This is a genomic window from Chryseobacterium sp. RU33C, from assembly GCF_900156015.1.
Lineage (GTDB): Bacteria > Bacteroidota > Bacteroidia > Flavobacteriales > Weeksellaceae > Chryseobacterium > Chryseobacterium candidae.
Genome location: NZ_FTMT01000005.1, coordinates 86,282 through 103,281 on the forward strand (window position 1 = coordinate 86,282; position 17,000 = coordinate 103,281).

17 protein-coding genes are annotated in these 17,000 nt (G+C 36.3%); 3 read left to right on the top strand and 14 right to left on the bottom strand.

Going from position 1 to position 17,000, the window contains the following annotated elements:
- The first annotated feature begins 5 nt into the window (after positions 1-5).
- A complete protein-coding gene (locus BW946_RS06495) occupies positions 6-317 on the top strand; it encodes a hypothetical protein (RefSeq protein ID WP_076595391.1) in 312 nt (103 codons plus the stop codon).
- A 36-nt stretch (positions 318-353) separates the two neighbouring features.
- Here the strand turns inward: BW946_RS06495 and BW946_RS06500 are convergent, their stop codons facing one another.
- The 11 genes from BW946_RS06500 to BW946_RS06550 all read right to left on the bottom strand — a co-directional run bounded on the left by BW946_RS06500 (position 354) and on the right by BW946_RS06550 (position 10,516).
- The gene (locus tag BW946_RS06500) at positions 354-965 is read right to left on the bottom strand and encodes an outer membrane beta-barrel protein (protein WP_076595392.1); all 612 of its coding nucleotides are present in this window, start codon (positions 963-965) and stop codon (positions 354-356) included.
- Entirely contained in the window at positions 949-1,764 is an 816-nt protein-coding gene (locus tag BW946_RS06505; protein WP_076595393.1) for an ABC transporter ATP-binding protein, read from the bottom strand. The genes BW946_RS06500 and BW946_RS06505 overlap by 17 nt, the downstream gene beginning before the upstream one ends.
- Positions 1,764-2,516 (bottom strand): MlaE family ABC transporter permease, encoded by a 753-nt coding sequence (locus tag BW946_RS06510; RefSeq protein ID WP_076595394.1) that lies wholly within the window; start codon positions 2,514-2,516, stop codon positions 1,764-1,766. The genes BW946_RS06505 and BW946_RS06510 overlap by 1 nt, the downstream gene beginning before the upstream one ends.
- A gap of 103 nt (positions 2,517-2,619) precedes the next feature.
- Positions 2,620-3,990, bottom strand: a complete 1,371-nt coding sequence (locus BW946_RS06515; RefSeq protein WP_076595395.1) for an exopolysaccharide biosynthesis polyprenyl glycosylphosphotransferase — start codon at positions 3,988-3,990, stop codon at positions 2,620-2,622.
- A gap of 43 nt (positions 3,991-4,033) precedes the next feature.
- Entirely contained in the window at positions 4,034-4,663 is a 630-nt protein-coding gene (locus tag BW946_RS06520) for a 7-carboxy-7-deazaguanine synthase QueE (RefSeq protein ID WP_076595396.1), read from the bottom strand.
- Positions 4,664-4,670: 7 nt separating this feature from the next.
- Positions 4,671-5,555, bottom strand: coding sequence for a bifunctional 5,10-methylenetetrahydrofolate dehydrogenase/5,10-methenyltetrahydrofolate cyclohydrolase (locus tag BW946_RS06525; protein ID WP_034692667.1), 885 nt, complete (start codon positions 5,553-5,555; stop codon positions 4,671-4,673).
- Positions 5,556-5,602: 47 nt separating this feature from the next.
- Positions 5,603-7,243, bottom strand: coding sequence for a glucose-6-phosphate isomerase (gene pgi, locus BW946_RS06530; RefSeq protein ID WP_076595397.1), 1,641 nt, complete (start codon positions 7,241-7,243; stop codon positions 5,603-5,605).
- A gap of 208 nt (positions 7,244-7,451) precedes the next feature.
- On the bottom strand, positions 7,452-8,057 hold the full coding sequence (locus BW946_RS06535; RefSeq protein ID WP_076595398.1) for a hypothetical protein: 606 nt from the start codon (positions 8,055-8,057) through the stop codon (positions 7,452-7,454).
- Positions 8,047-8,556 (bottom strand): RNA polymerase sigma factor, encoded by a 510-nt coding sequence (locus BW946_RS06540; protein WP_076595399.1) that lies wholly within the window; start codon positions 8,554-8,556, stop codon positions 8,047-8,049. The genes BW946_RS06535 and BW946_RS06540 overlap by 11 nt, the downstream gene beginning before the upstream one ends.
- 24 nt (positions 8,557-8,580) lie before the next feature.
- On the bottom strand, positions 8,581-9,450 hold the full coding sequence (locus tag BW946_RS06545) for a TraB/GumN family protein (protein ID WP_076595400.1): 870 nt from the start codon (positions 9,448-9,450) through the stop codon (positions 8,581-8,583).
- Positions 9,451-9,604: 154 nt separating this feature from the next.
- Positions 9,605-10,516: a DUF4349 domain-containing protein gene (locus BW946_RS06550; protein WP_076595401.1), complete on the bottom strand. Its 912-nt coding sequence runs from the start codon at positions 10,514-10,516 to the stop codon at positions 9,605-9,607.
- A gap of 207 nt (positions 10,517-10,723) precedes the next feature.
- Here BW946_RS06550 and BW946_RS06555 point away from each other — a divergent pair, with 207 nt between their 5' ends.
- Positions 10,724-12,082, top strand: coding sequence for an acyl-CoA dehydrogenase family protein (locus BW946_RS06555; RefSeq protein WP_076595402.1), 1,359 nt, complete (start codon positions 10,724-10,726; stop codon positions 12,080-12,082).
- Between the two features lie 113 nt (positions 12,083-12,195).
- Here BW946_RS06555 and BW946_RS06560 read toward each other — a convergent pair whose 3' ends face one another.
- On the bottom strand, positions 12,196-12,573 hold the full coding sequence (locus BW946_RS06560; RefSeq protein ID WP_076595403.1) for a DoxX family protein: 378 nt from the start codon (positions 12,571-12,573) through the stop codon (positions 12,196-12,198).
- 152 nt (positions 12,574-12,725) lie between these two features.
- Between BW946_RS06560 and BW946_RS06565 the strand changes: the two genes are divergently transcribed.
- On the top strand, positions 12,726-12,974 hold the full coding sequence (locus tag BW946_RS06565; RefSeq protein ID WP_076595404.1) for a bacteriocin-like protein: 249 nt from the start codon (positions 12,726-12,728) through the stop codon (positions 12,972-12,974).
- A gap of 79 nt (positions 12,975-13,053) precedes the next feature.
- On the opposite strand, the gene BW946_RS06570 is transcribed toward BW946_RS06565, so the two are convergent.
- Positions 13,054-14,166, bottom strand: coding sequence for an AI-2E family transporter (locus BW946_RS06570; RefSeq protein WP_076595405.1), 1,113 nt, complete (start codon positions 14,164-14,166; stop codon positions 13,054-13,056).
- Positions 14,167-14,369: 203 nt separating this feature from the next.
- Positions 14,370-16,775 carry an endopeptidase La gene (lon, locus tag BW946_RS06575; RefSeq protein ID WP_076595406.1) on the bottom strand — a complete coding sequence of 802 codons (2,406 nt, stop codon included), beginning with the start codon at positions 16,773-16,775 and terminating at the stop codon, positions 14,370-14,372.
- Between the last annotated feature and the right edge of the window lie 225 nt (positions 16,776-17,000).

The window sequence follows — 17,000 nt, forward strand, 5'->3', positions numbered from 1 at the left end:
ATATTATGAAGAGTTTATCAATTACCGGACTTATACTTTTAGCAGTTTCTGCATTGCTTTTTTATCTTACAACTGATTTTGCCGTAGAACAAATAAAAATTTCCCACATTATGGGAATAATGGCAGGAGTTGGAATAGGTCTTATCATTGGAGGAATGGTAGGGTATCTAAGCAAAGGAAGTGCTATGAAAGCGGAACAGAAGAAAAAAGAATTCAAACAGTTGCAGAAAGACAAAGAAGAGCTTGAAAAACAGGCTGCAGAAATTGCAAAACGCCAGGCTGAGCTTGAAGAGCAAAATAGAAACCCTCAAATTTAAATTTGAGGGTTTACAGTTGTTATTTTCGATAATTTATTAGAATTTATATCCTAAACCTACCATAAAAAGGTTAGGTCTGTTGTCATATCTGATTTCCGAACCGGAAACTTTGTTGATGAAGTTTCTTTCGTCTTTACTGAAAGCGCCTTCATATCTTGCATTTACAATAAGCTTTTTAATTTCAAGCTGTGCTCCAAACTGATAGCCTACGGTAAAATCATTTTTAGCATTTTCTTTGAAATCGTTGTAAGTATTGTCTTTGTTTAAGTTAAAACTTCCTACAGGTCCTACAAAAACCCCAAGCATATTCCCCAGAAGGTTATATCCTAAAAGAACAGGAACATCAATACGGTTGCTTTTTACATCAAATGTAGTATTTTCCGTAGTAAACTCATTTTTAAAGTGAGTATAATAGATCTCCGGCATCACAAACAATGAAGTAGGAAGACCTACTTTTAATGAAAGCCCAACGTTGAAACCTACATTATTTTTACCTGTTCCGGCAATCGCATCATTCACTGTTCCTTTAATATTGGACCAGGAAGGTGAGCCTATCGGAAAAATTAAGTTGGCTTTACCTGCCAGTGAAATCTGTGCAGAAGCCCACATTGAAAACCCTAATAACGCTATACTAAGTACCTTTTTCATTATCGTCTATTTTTGTATTTGTCGTTTCAATCGTTTTATTATTCTCAAGTAAATATTCTCTCAGCTCTTTAAAAAGTTCTGAAGAATAAACGAAGTCAATCAGATTTTTATTGCCTGCAGTAATAAGAATGTCTTTGTTTCCTTCCCATTCTTTAATTCCCAGCCTTAGGTATACAATTTTCTCACCAATCGTCATTACAGAGTTCATATCGTGGGTATTGATGATGGTGGTGGTGTTGTATTCTTTTGTGATTTCGTAAAGAAGATCATCGATTACTTTTGAAGTATAGGGATCAAGTCCAGAATTGGGCTCATCACAAAACAGATATTTGGGATTGTTCACAATAGCTCTCGCAATAGCGACCCTTTTCTGCATTCCTCCCGAAATTTCAGAAGGGTATTTTTTGTCGGCTTTATCAAGATGTACTCTTCCTATTACCTCAAAAACCCTTTTCTTTTTTTCTCTGTAGGTAAGATTGGTAAACATGTCAAGAGGAAACATGATATTTTCTTCCACAGTTAAGGAGTCAAATAAAGCACTTCCCTGGAATACGGTCCCGATTTCTGAACGTAGATGCTGTTTTTCATCTCTGGTCATGGTATTGATATCCTTACCATCAAACAGGATTTCTCCGGAAGACGGCATGTAAACATTCAACAAACTTTTTAAAAAAACAGTTTTCCCGGAACCACTCTGCCCAATGATTAAGTTTACCTTTCCTTTATCAAATGAGGTTGAAATTCCCTTAAGTACTTCAACTTCATCAAAACTTTTCTTAAGATCTTTTACCTCAATCATCAGCTTAATATTAATTGGGTTAAAATTAATTCAGAAATGATAATGAATACCATTGTCCACACCACTGCCTGCGTACTGGCTCTACCTACTTCCAAAGATCCTCCTTTCACAAAATATCCGAAATAAGAAGGTACTGTTGCAATAATAAAGGCGAAGACTGTTGTTTTGGTAAATGCATAGTAAATAAACAAATTAGGCATATACATTTGAATACCCGTAATATAGTCGTTCTCCGTCCAGTTTCCTGTTAAAATTCCGGCAATATACCCTCCAAGAATACCAAATACAATACTGATGGCAATAAGGAGAGGATTAAAAAGCATACAGGCGATGATTTTCGGAAAGATCAGGAAGTTGGGTGAGTTTACTCCCATAATATCCAGTGCGTCAATTTGTTCTGAAACTCTCATCGTTCCGATACTGGAAGCAATATAGGATCCTACTTTACCGGCCAGAATAAGGCTGATAATGGTAGGCGCAAATTCCAATACCAATACCGCTTTTGTAGCATATCCTACAAATGACGGCGGAATAGGGAATGAAGAAGCATCAAAGTTGTTGAACATCTGAATAGCAACTACAGCCCCCACGAAAATTGAAGTGAAGACTACGAGCCCGAAAGAATTTACTCCCAAATCATTAATTTCTCTCATAAACAGCTTCCAGAAAACCCTCATTTTCTGAGGTTTCTGCAGGGATTTTCCCAAGAGGATAATGTATTCCCCTATCGCTGTGAAAAACTTTTTTAACATACTGCTAAATTAGACTTTTTTATTTAATTGGGCTAGAGTCAAGAATAAGACCAAAGCTTAGTTTTGTGTTAAAATTATTTCGATGTTTATCCTGTCCCGCTTTTTATTTCGCATTTTTATCTCCTCCAATGACTAATAAAACGGTTTTTAAAATAATGACCAGATCGAGCACGAAACTCCAGTTCCTTACATAGAAAGCATCAGCCAGAACTCTTTTTTTCATTTCTACTTCTACATCTCCGAAGTCACCACGCAGTCCATTGGCCTGTGCTAATCCTGTAATACCCGGATTAACCCTGCTTCTTAAGCTGTATCTTCCGATTTTGGGTTTGTAATAATTGTCAACCGCCAGCATATGGGGGCGTGGCCCTACTACAGACATCTCACCTTTCAAAACATTAATAAATTGAGGAAGTTCATCAAGACTGGTTTTTCTTAAAAACTTACCCACTTTGGTAATTCTGGAGTCATTTACGGATGTGGTTTTGGTGGTAGATTCATCATTGACAACCATTGTTCTGAATTTAATACAATTAAAAACCTCTTCATGAAAACCATATCTTTTCTGAAGGAAAAAAACAGGGCCTTTGGAAGTTGTTTTGATCAAAATCGCAATGATTGGAAATACCCATGAGCAGATTAAAACCAATATAATAATAGAAAAGAAAATATCAAATGTTCTTTTCATCAGGAAATTAGAATAATAATCTAATGGATATCTGGCCTGATTAAGTACTGGCTGGGTTTGTATATATCCAAGGTCATAAAGGAAAAAATCGCTTTGTGTAATGCTTGGGATTAATGAAATATGAATCTTATTATCCTCAGCCAGTCTGAAAATTTCATTTTCTAGAGTTTCATCATAGGAGTTTTCCATAGATAAAAATAAGGTATGAATTCCGTTTTTTTTCCAGAAAGAAACCAGTTCATTGATCCTGACGCCTGAATATTCGTATTCGAATATTCTGTATCCATAGTCTTTACGTTCTGTAAAGATATTTTTAAGAATTTCTGTGGAGTGGCTGTCTCCCAAAAACATGACATTCCTGTAATTCGCTCCAAGGGATCGTAAATACTTGATTGCGAAATACACTAATGATTTCACAAGGAAGATGGAAATAAAAAGGTAAAGAGAAAGCCAGTAAATATCCGAATTGAAAAATACATTATTACTTACCTTTCCTATAAGCAGCACACCCAGTATAAAAAAAAGGAAATGGATTAAGAGGCGTTCAAGAAACAGGGTATAAGTAAGATTCCTCGGAATATTATATATTTTTGTTCTACCGCTCAGCAGCACCCAGAACAAAAACAACAGCATGAGAGAGAAACTATTCTGATACCAGGTTTCTTCATTATATTTTAAACTTTCGTTTCTGCTTATAAAAAAGAATATGAAGATAGATGCAATAACCATGAGGTCAAGCAACATAATGATTGATTTCAGGTATCTGGAGTATCGAATTCTCTGCATCTATCGGTATTATAGCGGATAAGCTTGGCTAATTTACATTTTTTTACGGTATATTCAGATATTTGTGAGTCTGAACAGAAGCTTGCCATTCAGGGTTTTCCAGGATGAAATCTGTAATCTTAGGATACATATCATTTCTTTTGCTCCATTCACTCTGAAGATAAAGCTTACAGTTTTCAGAAACTTTTGCAGCCTGTTCCTGAGCAAAAGTAAAGTCATGCTGATTGAAAATGATTACTTTAAGCTCATTAGCCTTTTGATAAATTTCTTCTTTAGGAAGCCCGGTTTTCTTTGGTGAAAGAGTAATCCAGTCAAGCTGTCCGCTCATAGGATAAGCTCCTGAAGTTTCGATATGTACTATACAGCCCAATTCTTTCAGTCTGGAGGTCAGGATATCTAAATTCCACATTAAAGGTTCACCGCCAGTCAACACTATTGTTTTACAGTGTTTAGCCGCAGTTTCTGCAATTTCCTCAGCATTCATCAGGGGATGAAGTTCCGGATCCCAGCTTTCTTTTACATCACACCAGTGACATCCTACATCACAACCTCCCAGCCTGATAAAGTATGCTGCTTTTCCGGTGTGTGCTCCTTCTCCCTGTAAAGTATAAAAATGCTCCATCACAGGGAGCATTTTACCTTCTTTTAATAAAATATCTTCTTCTTTATTCATTTTAAAATTAGTCGTTATAGACCGAAGTTTTATAAGCAATGATGGTGTTTTTCATCAACATTGCTCTTGTCATTGGGCCTACACCTCCAGGTACCGGAGTGATCCAGCTTGCTTTTGCAGCACAGCTGTCAAAATCTACATCACCTGCAAGGTAATATCCTTTCGGAGAGTCATTATCTACTCTTGTAATACCCACGTCCACGATTACTGCTCCTTCTTTGATCATATCTCCTTTTAAGAAGTGAGGATCTCCCAAAGCGGTAATGACGATGTCTGCTTTTCTTGTATATTCTTCAATGTCTTTTGTGTATGAGTGCGTAAGGGTAACGGTAGAATTTCCAGGGAAATCTTTTCTCCCCATAAGGATACTCATCGGTCTTCCTACAATTTTACTTCTTCCGATAATGACACAGTCTTTTCCTTTTGTTTCAATATTGTATCTTTCCAATAATGTTAAAATCCCGAAAGGAGTTGCCGGTAAGAAAGTATCCATTTCAAGAGCCATTTTTCCGAAGTTTTCAGGGTGGAAACCATCTACATCTTTTCTAGGATCAATAGCGTTGATGATCTTCTCCTGATCAATCTGATCAGGTAAAGGCAGCTGAACGATAAATCCGTCTACTGCTTTAGATTTATTAAGCTCATCAATTTTTTCCAACAGTTCAGATTCAGAAACAGTGCTTGGAAACTTGATTAAGCTGGATTGAAATCCTACTTCCTCACAGTCTTTCACTTTAGAATTTACATAGGCCTTGCTTGCTCCATTATTTCCTACAAGAATAGCCACCAAGTGTGGAGCTCTTCTTTTGCTTGCGAGAATCTTTTCTACTTCAACCTTGATCTCTGCTTTTATTTCCTTGGATACTTTAAGTCCGTCAAGAATTTCTGCCATTTTTACTTTTTTACTTTATAGATTTACTTTTACTTTCTTTTTACTTACTATTTATTTTCTTTATAGTAATTGATCAATCCGTTGGTAGAGCTGTCATGAGAGCTTATAGCTTCATTATTTTCAAGCTCAGGAAGGATTTTATTGGCTAATACTTTTCCTAATTCCACTCCAAACTGGTCAAAGCTGAAAATATTCCAGATGACACCCTGAACAAAAATTTTATGTTCATACAGAGCAATCAGCTGTCCTAGTGAAAAAGGAGTTAATTCCTTGAATAATATGGAGTTAGTTGGAGTGTTTCCGTGGAAGACTTTGAAATTGATCAGTCGGTCTATTTCTTCGTCAGATTTTCCGGAATTTCTCAATTCTTCTTCCACTTCTTCTTCCAGTTTTCCAAAGGCAAGTGCTTCAGTCTGAGCGAAAAAGTTGGCTAATAATTTATCCTGGTGATCAGAAACATGGTTAGGGCTTTTTGCATAGGCAATAAAATCTGCAGGAATCAATTCTGTTCCCTGGTGGATTAATTGATAAAACGCATGCTGGCCGTTTGTACCTGGTTCTCCCCAGATGATTGGTCCGGTTTCATATTCTACGAATTCACCGCTTCTGTCTACACATTTTCCGTTACTTTCCATATCTCCCTGCTGAAGATAAGCTGCAAATCTGTCCAGATATTGAGAATAAGGCAGGATTGCATACGTTGTAGCAGCATAGAAATTACGATACCAGATTCCCAAAAGTCCCATTAAAACAGGAACATTTTCAGAGAATTCTGCCGTTTGGAAGTGCTGATCCGTATCATAAGCCCCTTTTAGAAGCTGTTCGAAATTTTCATATCCTACGGAAAGCACAATACTTAATCCAATGGCGCTCCAAAGGGAATATCTTCCGCCTACCCAGTCCCAGAACTCAAAAATATTTTCTTCTGCAATTCCGAACTTCTTAACTTCTTCAATATTAGTAGATAAAGCAACGAAGTGTTTCGCTACATCTTCCTGTTTTCCTGCTTTCAGGAACCAGTCTTTAGCTGAATTGGCATTCGTCATTGTTTCCTGAGTCGTGAAAGTTTTGGAAGCAATGATAAATAAAGTGGTTTCAGGATTTAAATCTTTCACCACTTCTGCGATATGATTTCCGTCTACGTTGGAAACAAAGTGAACGTTTAATCTTGTTTTAAAATGCTTTAAAGCCGAACAAACCATTACAGGACCCAAATCTGATCCTCCGATCCCGATGTTGACTACATCTGTAATTTCTTTTCCGCTGAAACCTTTATGTTCTCCTGAAATAATCTTCTCAGAAAAAGACTTCATATGCTCAAGAACTCTCTTGATCTGTGGTTTGATGTTTTCTCCATCTACGATAACTTCACGGCCGGAGAAATCTCTTAATGCCGTATGAAGAACTGCTCTTCCTTCTGTTTCATTGATTTTGTCACCAGAGAACATTTTGGAAATAGCATCTTTTAACTGGCTTTCCTCGGCCAACTGCAATAAAAGATCTTTTGTTCTGGAGTCGATCAGGTTTTTAGAATAATCAAAAAGATAGTTGTCCTTGTGTAGAGAAAATTCATTAAAACGGTTCGGATTATACTGGAAAAGAGTTCTAAGATCAAAGTCATTTCCACCGAAGTGTTCATCAAGTGCTTTCCAGCTGCTAGTTTGTGTTGGATTTATTTTTGATAGCATATTACAGAATTTTTATCGCTCATAAGATCATATATTGGATGAGAATAGCCCATCATCCATAATGATTTATTTCTGATTTGCAAATTTACGGAAAAATAAAACCTCAGATAAATTTGAAGATAATAAATAACGATTTTTTAAAAAAAACAAAACCTCAGAACAGATCTGAGGTTTGATAAAATGTGTTTTGTGACATGAATTTTCAATGTTATTCATCCATTTCTTTAAGAATGTTTTCAAGTTCTTTGGCACTCTTTCCGTAGATATACTTTGTCCATAAAACGATACTCGTTATGATTGCTAAAGTTCCGATGAGTACTGTGATAATTAATCCCTGTTGGTGAGAAGTGGTAAGTTCTGTAAGAGATTTTCCCTGTTTTTCCATCGTGTTATAAATAACCAATCCTACTGTTATCAGGAAATGGGGAAGTAATAAAAATCCGAAAGACTGATATCGTTCCATATTCAGACGAAGCTCATGATATATTTTCCAAAGACTGTTTTTGGTGTTTCCTGTGTAAAGTTCCGTCTGTTTATAAAATTTATAAAATCCTAGCAGATAGTATGATGAGATAACGACCATCATGGTATAGGAAACATAATAAATAATATACTGTGAAGATGGAAACTGAAACTGGAGAGGAAAAAAAGCGATAAGAATAATAGCAAGAATCTGCATGGGAAATTCTCTTTTCATATTTTTCTGAATCTTTTCTATAGGGTGTTTGCTTTCCTTTAATTGCTTTATGGTGTCAGGAATATGGACGTCACTGTCTTCTTTATTCCACTGTTCTTTTAATTGATCAAAATTCATAACCTGATTTTTTTATGATTTGCTGTATTTTATCTTTTGTTCTGTTAAGCTTTACGCGGGCATTACCTTCACTGAGTCCCAAGTTATTTCCTATTTCTTTGTGTGACATTCCTTCCATGAAATAAAATATGACGGCTTTTTCCAGAGAGTTCAGCTCCTGAACGGCACTGTAGAAAATTTCCAGCTGCCTGTCCTTTGCAGGGTTGTAATCCTCCTGCTGCACCTCAAAATGAGAAGGAGCATCCGTATGGTTATTGGATCTCTGTTTTTCCTTTTTTAAAAAGGTAATGGCGGTATTAATTGCAACCCGATACATCCAGGTAGAGAATTCACTGTTTCCCTTAAAATTCTGATAAGATTTCCAAAGCTGGATAAGAATTTCCTGCTGAAGGTCTTCCCTGTCCTCTACGGAATCTGCATAAATCCGTGAGGCTTTGTATAGAATGCCCTTGTGCTGATTGACAAGCTTTAAAAAAGTGGTTTCGTTTAAACTGCTCACAATTGTTTCATGGTTTGGTTATGGTTACAAGCCTGATACAGGTTTTACGGTAAACCCCTTTGCCTGAAGGAGAGGGATAATTCCGTTTTCACCCATAAGATGAGACCCTCCGACAGCAAATAAAGAGCTTTCTTTTTTCATCATATCCGGCATTATTTTTACCCAGTTTTGATTTCTATTGGTAAGCATAGCCTTTTCCTGGTGATCATTCATGAATCTTTCATCCTTAAAAAGACTGTAAAGGGATTGTACATTTTCATTTTTAAAAGCTTCAATCATCTGTGTGAACAATATTTGGTATTCTTTATCCATTTTCAATTGAGTAATGATGCTCTTCAGATCATAAGCTTCATTGATCGATTTCATCTGATCTTCTACTTTTTCAAGTCCTTTGATGCTTTTTTTATCTTTCATTGCTTTCTGAAGAAGTTCCATTTCGTAAAGTTTAACTTCGTTCTGAGGGCAGGGAATTGCTTTGGTAGAAAGAAGAGCATACAATGCCTGAGGGCTTGAAGAATCTATACTTTTCAAATCAGTTCCGTAATTGGCAAGAACTGTATTAAGTTCCCTGGCTTCTTCAGGTGAAAGCTGATCCGATATTTTTTTATCTGCTTTAAACATTTTTTGAAGTGACATCATTTCAGCAGCATCTGTATAGTTGATTTCCATGACAAAGTTTTCAGATTTCTCAAGAGCTTTCAGTACCTTAGGTTTAATCTCAAAATCTTTACTGCATAAGATATGAAAAGTCCCGGTAATATAAGAAGGCTTAGAAAGACCGTTCCCGGATACTTCCCAAAGCAGGCTGTTGTCTTTGTTTTTACTTTGTGCGTTGGCTGTTATAGAATTCAATGACAATAATGCCGCGAATCCAAGTTGTATTAAATTTTTCATTGTATTAATTTTTTGATTTTCTGTTCTTTTAAACAGTAGGTAAGACAGTTGTTTTAATCGTTACAGTTTTTTTCAAAAAAATAAAAACCTCCCGTAAACAGGAGGTTGTAAAATCTAAAATTATGATGATAACCAATTGGTTAGGATAGCTTTTTTATTCCTGGATTTTTGAATGTTCAGGTTTTGAAATTTTTCTTTTTCTTAAAAAATAGAGGATTGCAGCAGCAATCAATACCAGAGGCCACACATTGATAAGGCCCACTATAATTCTCTGAATCAGATAAAAGCCGTACACAAATCCATCTTTAGCATCATAAATGAAATTGTATTTATATTTATTGTCAATGCTTGTTGTATTGGTAACAGCAATTTCAGCAATACGCAATTGAGGTTCTTTGATGTAAATGTCAATCGTACTGTATTTCAAATCATCTGTCATGTTCATGCTGGAGAGTTTTTGAAGATTTCCTTCAGACATATTTTCATCATCCAGTGTTACCTTATCTTTATTTGTTTTCAGCTTGCTGATGTTCTCAGAAGTCTTTTGATTCCTTTTTCCTTCCAGTTCAGAGTATTTGATGTTGGCTGTTACATCTTCTGCATTAATGGATCTTGAATTAAGAAATAACTTGTTTGTATTGATTGCTGTTAAAAGTTCCCCAAGTTTTTCCGTCGGAATACGCACCTGCATTCTGTTCTCTGTCTGGTATTTCTTAATCAGCATAGCCTCTTCGTCAGAAGTATTGTAGGTGTTTTCGGAAACTACATTGCTTTGCAGATTACTATTGGTAACAAAACCTCCGAGTTCCTGCACAGATTTTTCAATAGCAATCGTTGCATTATATACATCTTTTACTTCCATATTCACATCCGCAGTCTTGATAAACTGCTTGTCTTTTACTTTCATTTCTGCAACAGATGAAATACTGTCGGAAGCAATAGCAGAGACAGAGTCTGTTGTAGCGTATGCTTCAAGGTCTGTGGAAGCTACTTCTCCTTTTTTACATGAATAAATTCCTAATAAAAGAACGGCTGACAGAGATAATGTAATGTAAGTGGTTTTCATAGCGTTGATTTTTGTTGTTTTGCTTGAGTCAAAGTTCAGTCAGGATCTTTTGTAACATTTGAAAATCAAAAGTAAAAATCTTGTAAATAAAATTTCAGTTGTAATGGGTTGAAATGTAGTGTTTTGTAAAATATGCTTGGGCTTTAGTGATTGCTTTCGGAGCAGTTTTTGCTTATCATTTACAAACCAAAACTACAATCTATCACTATGTCAAATACTTTTTCCAAAATCAGAAACGCAATAGAATTATTTAGATCCATAGATTTCGATCAGTTGAGTACCATTTCTCAAAAGGTAGATCTGCCAAAACTGATGCAAAATTTCTCAAAACTGGATGATAAACAGCTTTCCGGACTTATGAAAATGCTTGATCCGGAAAAGAAAAAGAAAGAATTACCACCTATTGATGGCGACTTTTATGATATATACCATACCCTTACTCCAGAACAGCGTGAAATTCAGCTTAAAGTAAGAGCGTTCATGGAAAAAGAAGTCAAGCCTCTGGTTAATCACTATTGGCTCAGAGATGAATTTCCTTTTGAACTGATTCCAAAATTCCAGAAACTGCATATCTGCGGCGTTACTTATGAAGGATATGGCTGCCCGGGAATGCCTTTCCTGATGGAAGGTGTTATTGCGATGGAAATGGCAAGAGTAGATGCTTCTATTGCCACATTTTTCGGAGTACAATCCGGGCTGGCAATGGGTTCTATTTATATCTGCGGATCTGAAGAACAGAAACAAAAGTGGCTTCCGCAGATGCAGAAATTTGAAAAAATAGGAGCTTTTGGGCTTACAGAGCCGGAAGTTGGATCAGGAGCTGCGGGCGGACTTACAGTAACCTGTAAAAAAACACCGGAAGGCTGGATTCTTAATGGTCAGAAAAAATGGATTGGGAATGCTACTTTTGCTGATCTGGTTATTATCTGGGCAAGAGATCTGGACAGCGGAGAGGTGAAAGGATTTATTGTTGAAAAAGATAATCCGGGATATTCCGTAGAGAAAATTAAAGGAAAAATGGCTTTAAGGATTGTCCAGAACGGATTGATTACCTTAAAAGACTGTCTTGTAACCGAACAAAACCGTCTGCAGAATGCCAATTCCTTTAAAGATACCGGGAAAGTACTGAGAATGACCAGAGCAGGAGTAGCATGGATGGCTACAGGCTGTGCCCGCGGAGCTTATGAAAGCGCATTGGATTATACCCGCAAAAGAGAGCAGTTTGGAAGGCCTATTGCTTCATTCCAAATGATTCAGGGACATCTGGTAGAAATGCTATCTAATCTTACTGCCATGCAGACAATGGTTTTCAGACTGTCTGAAATGCAGGATGAAGGCATTTTAAAAGATGAACACGCTTCTTTAGCTAAAGTTTTCTGTACCCTCAGAACAAGGGATATTGTTTCCCGAGCAAGAGAAGTAATGGGAGGAAACGGAATTCTGCTGGAATATGATGTGGCCAGATTTGTTGCCGATGCGGAAGCTATATATTCTTACGAAGGAACAAAAGAAATTAATTCGCTCATCGTAGGACGATCAATTACAGGTTTCAGTGCTTTTGTATGATACAGGTAGCAGATGATAGGTTATAGTTTATGGGCTGTGCCAATGTGATTCACAACAGTAAATTTTAATTGAACGCTATAAAAACTGCAACCTGCAGCCTATTATCTGCAGTCTTATGAAACTAAATGCTTATATTTTTCCTTATTGTCAATAATCATCCAAAGGTTGATCAGAAACATTACCCCTGCAATACCCATTCCCATAGGAGATTTATCCATTGTGAATACATGGGTAACAATTCCTACCATGACAGGTAAAATAACAATAGCTCCCAACGCTCTTGTTTTTGGGAAAATAAATAATAATCCGCCAATGATTTCTGCAATACCTACTAAAGGCATCAACCAGCTGATTTCTCCAAAAGCAGCGAAAAGTTTCATCTGCTCAGGAGTAGGTTTTTCCATAGGCATATAATTAAAAAACTTGTTTAATCCGGCATTAATAAACATAAGCCCGAAAAGCAGACATAAGATGAGTTTTATTAATTTCATGATTGGTTATTTTATATCAAATGTAAAATAAAAATGGTATATTCTGTATTTAATTTGATATAAAATGTAAAATTAGTTGTTAATATGCGTTAATTGATGTTTTTATGTGATTTTTATTCTGTACCTTACAGAGGTAAACTAATATAAAAATCATGCTAAAAAATCTTAAAAAATTAAACCGTACGGATTTAAGAGAAATCCAAGGAGGAGGAGGTATTGGAAAATGTGATATAGGGCCTATAGGATGTCCCTGTAAAATTCCACCTGGAGATTCTTGTTTAGGAGGTCCGGGAGGAGATCCGGAAGGGCCTGCTTATGGATATTGTCCGGATAGCCAATCTTATATTCTTTGTACGGAAACTTGTCCCAATGGAACAAGTCCGTTGTGTCCTCTTTCATAAAAATATAAAAGACTGTCTTGAAAAAGGCAGTCTTTTTATTCTACATTAAAGTTGGGTTATGTCAATTATTACTCATTGCCTAATCCATTTCCTTCAACGTAATATTCTTGGAAATCTTATAGCTTTTTTTCTTCTTATGAGGTTTTGGCTCTTCGCCGAGTAATCTTCCCCAAGGTTTGAGATCGTCTACTCTTTCACAGATAATTTTTATAATAGCAATTGCTGGGATACACAGGAACATGCCCGCAATTCCCCAAAGGTGTTCTCCTAAAAGGATTCCAATAAAAGAAAATAAAGCATTGATCTTTACTTTAGAACCCACTACAAATGGAAGAACAATATTGCCATCTACAGCATGAATAGCGATATAGCCCAAAGCAACATAAATACATGTTGAAGGCGTAGAAGTGGCAAACGCTATAAAACAGGAAATCAGAAGAGAAATAAAAATTCCCAGATAAGGAATGACGTTTAATAATCCCGTGAGAACTCCCAGAAGAATAGCATATTTCACTCCCAGAATAGTAAGAAGGATTGAAGTAAGAACAGATACAATAATCACCTGAAGGAAAAGACCAAAAATATATTTCTTGGTCATAACCCTGATTTCACTTACAGCTTCCTGTACACTGGCTTTATGTCTTTCGTTGAAAACTGTAACGATAAAATTGTTTAATAGTCTTCTGTAATTTAGAATAAAGATAAAAAACAGAGTGAAAAATATAATAAATCCAAATCCTGTTGAGAATATCCCAAATGTAAACCCTAAAATCACCCCTGATGAAGACAGAAGCTTATTCAATCCCTGATTGATATAATCTACCTGTTCATCTACTTTCACATTGAATGTTTTGGAAACCCAATGCTGAAGACCATTGAAAACAGTGGTGAACTGTTCTTTGAGATGTGGAAGATCTTTGCTAAAGTCAGAGAGCTGATTGGTAAAGAAGTAAATAATTCCGCCTAAAATCATCAGCATAATGAAGACTGAGGTCATTGTGGACATTGATCTTGGAAATCTCAGCTTTCTTTCCATAAAAGTTGCCGCAGGCAAAAAAAGCATAGCCATCAGGAATGCCAGGAAAAACGGAGCTAAAATACTCTGTCCTAATGCCAGAAGATAGCCAAGTCCAATGATGGAAATCACCACGAGGGTAAGCTTGACAAGGAAAGGAAGTCTAAGAAAATTCATAATCTATAAATATGCGGTGTGGAATAAAAATAAGAAAACCCGTCTGAATTGAAAAAAAATTATTCAATCCTTCGGAATTATCTAGTGTTCAGCAAATTTTATTCCACCTGGCAGAACAATCTGCTTTTTTGTAAAAATAAAAACACGCACTGAATATCAGAACGTGTTTCATTATTGAGAAGTTAATATGTTATAAATTGTTTTTATTCTTCAATGGCAATGTCAATGACTTCTTCCATTCTGTTGACATAATGTACTCTCAGATTTTTCAGATAATCTTTTTTGATCTCTTCCACATCTTTTCTGTTAGCTTCGCAAAGAATTACGTCTTTGATTCCTGCTCTTGTTGCTGCAAGAAGTTTTTCTTTGATTCCTCCCACCGGAAGCACTTTTCCTCTTAAAGTAATCTCTCCCGTCATCGCAAGGTGAGGTTTTACCTTCTTGTTTTTAAACGAAGAAACCATTGAAGTCAGCATGGCAATACCTGCAGACGGTCCATCTTTAGGGGTTGCTCCTTCAGGAACGTGTACGTGGATGTTTTTCTTTTCAATATCTTCCTGGGAAATTCCCAGTTCATCATACTTAGCCTTAATGTATTCCAAAGCAATAGTTGCAGACTCTTTCATCACCGTTCCAAGATTTCCGGTCATTGTTAAAGTTCCTTTTCCGTTGCTCAAAATACTTTCAATATAAAGAATATCTCCTCCTACGCTTGTCCAGGCAAGACCTGTTACCACACCAGGAACTCCCGTAATCTCAGATAAACTCTTCGGTCTTGGAACGCCAAGAATTTCATCCACTTTTTCCAATGAAATTTTGGGGTCATACTCCTTTACCAAAGCAGTCTGAAGAGCTACCCATCTCCCAATGGCTGCAATTCTTTTCTCCAAAGTTCTTACTCCACTTTCTGAAGTATGAGCTTCTATAATATGCTTAAGTTCTGCATTTCCGAGTTTGAATGATTTTGCATCCAGACCATTTTCTTCCTGCTGTTTCCTGATCAAATGTCTTTTGGCTATCTCAATCTTTTCTTCCAATGTATAACCGGCAATCTGAATGATCTCCGTTCTGTCCAAAAGAGGAGTCTGTATTGTTGAAAGTGAGTTGGCAGTAGCAATAAACATCACCTTTGAAAGGTCATAGCCCATCTCCAGGAAATTATCATAGAAAGACTTATTCTGCTCTGGATCAAGAACTTCCAAGAGTGCTGAGCTTGGGTCCCCATGAAGACCCTGTCCGATTTTATCAATCTCATCAAGAACAATTACCGGGTTAGAAGTACCTGATTTTTTGATAGACTGTAAAATTCTTCCCGCCATAGCACCAATATACGTTTTTCTATGCCCGCGGATCTCACTCTCGTCATGAAGACCACCTAATGATAATCTTACATATTTTCTTCCCAATGCATCAGCGATAGACTTTCCTAAAGATGTTTTACCAACACCCGGAGGTCCTACCAATAATAGGATGGGAGACTTCATATTGTTTTTTAGCTTTAAAACAGCCATGTGCTCCAGAATTCTTTTCTTGATATCTTCCAATCCGAAGTGTGCTTTGTCAAGTACTTTTTCAGCTTTAGCAATATCGAAAATATCTTTCGTATAGGTTTCCCAAGGTAGATCTGTAAAGAAATCAAGATAATTTCTCTGTACATTATAGTCCGGGGAATTAGGGTTCTGACGTTGAAGCCTGCCGATTTCCTTCTGGAAATGGTCTTCTACCTCCTGATTCCATTTTTTTGTTTTAGCCTTAGCAATAAGGTCTTCCACATCACTTTCAGGTCCGCCACCCAGCTCTTCCTGGATCGTTCTGATCTGTTGATTAAGAAAATATTCTCTCTGCTGTTTATCAAGATCTTTCGATGTTTTCTGATGAATCTGATTTCTCAGTTCCAGTTTTCTGAAATCTTCATGCATCATTTCATAGCACTGGTTGGCTCTTGTCATCAGACTTTTTTCTTCAAGCAGTTTTTGTTTTGCTATTGAAGAAAAATTAGCATTCGTGCAGATGAAATTCAGAAGATCATCATTATTGTTAATGTTTTTGATTGCGAAGTTTGCCGCATTTGGTATATTGGGATCAAGCTCAATAATCTTTAAAGCAAGATCCTTGATGTTCTCCAATAATGCTTCATACTCTTCCTGATCTTTAGGTCGGCTATCTTTTAATTTCGATATTTCCGCTTTAAAATAGGGTTGGTTATCGATGATTTTTTTAATCTTAAACCTGTGGAATCCTTTGGTAATAGCTGTAATATTGCCTTCCGGAAGCTTAATGATCTTAATGATCTTTGCCAGTGTACCGGTGGTATATATATCTTTTTCGGAAGGTTGTTCCATATCCGAGTTTTTCTGGCTTACAATTCCAATAAAATCTCCGTTCTTCTGTGCCTCTTCAAGAAGCTGTATGGAGGTTTTTCTTCCTGCAGTAATAGGAATTACAACATTAGGGAACATAACCATATTTCTTACTGGAAGTATAGGGAATATTTTCTGTTCGGAATTTTTATCAGTCTCTGCGAAGTCGGAAAGATTGATTTCTTCAGTTACGATATCAAATCCGTCACTGATCATTTCTTCTAAACTAATATCTTCAAATTCTGTCATAGTCAATCGAATGACAAATTGTCATTTTCGTTTTTTATCATTAAAGGGAATTTTTATAATATACTCTGAAAACGTGTGGCATATTATAATGTTTTAAAAATGCACAATACTTATGCCATTTGTTTTTTACTTAAAAATACGGTCAAAATTTCCTTTTTTAGTTAATCTTTGCATTAAAAATCAAAATAAAGCAGTTCTGTTTCTGTAATTTCTTAAAAATGTGTA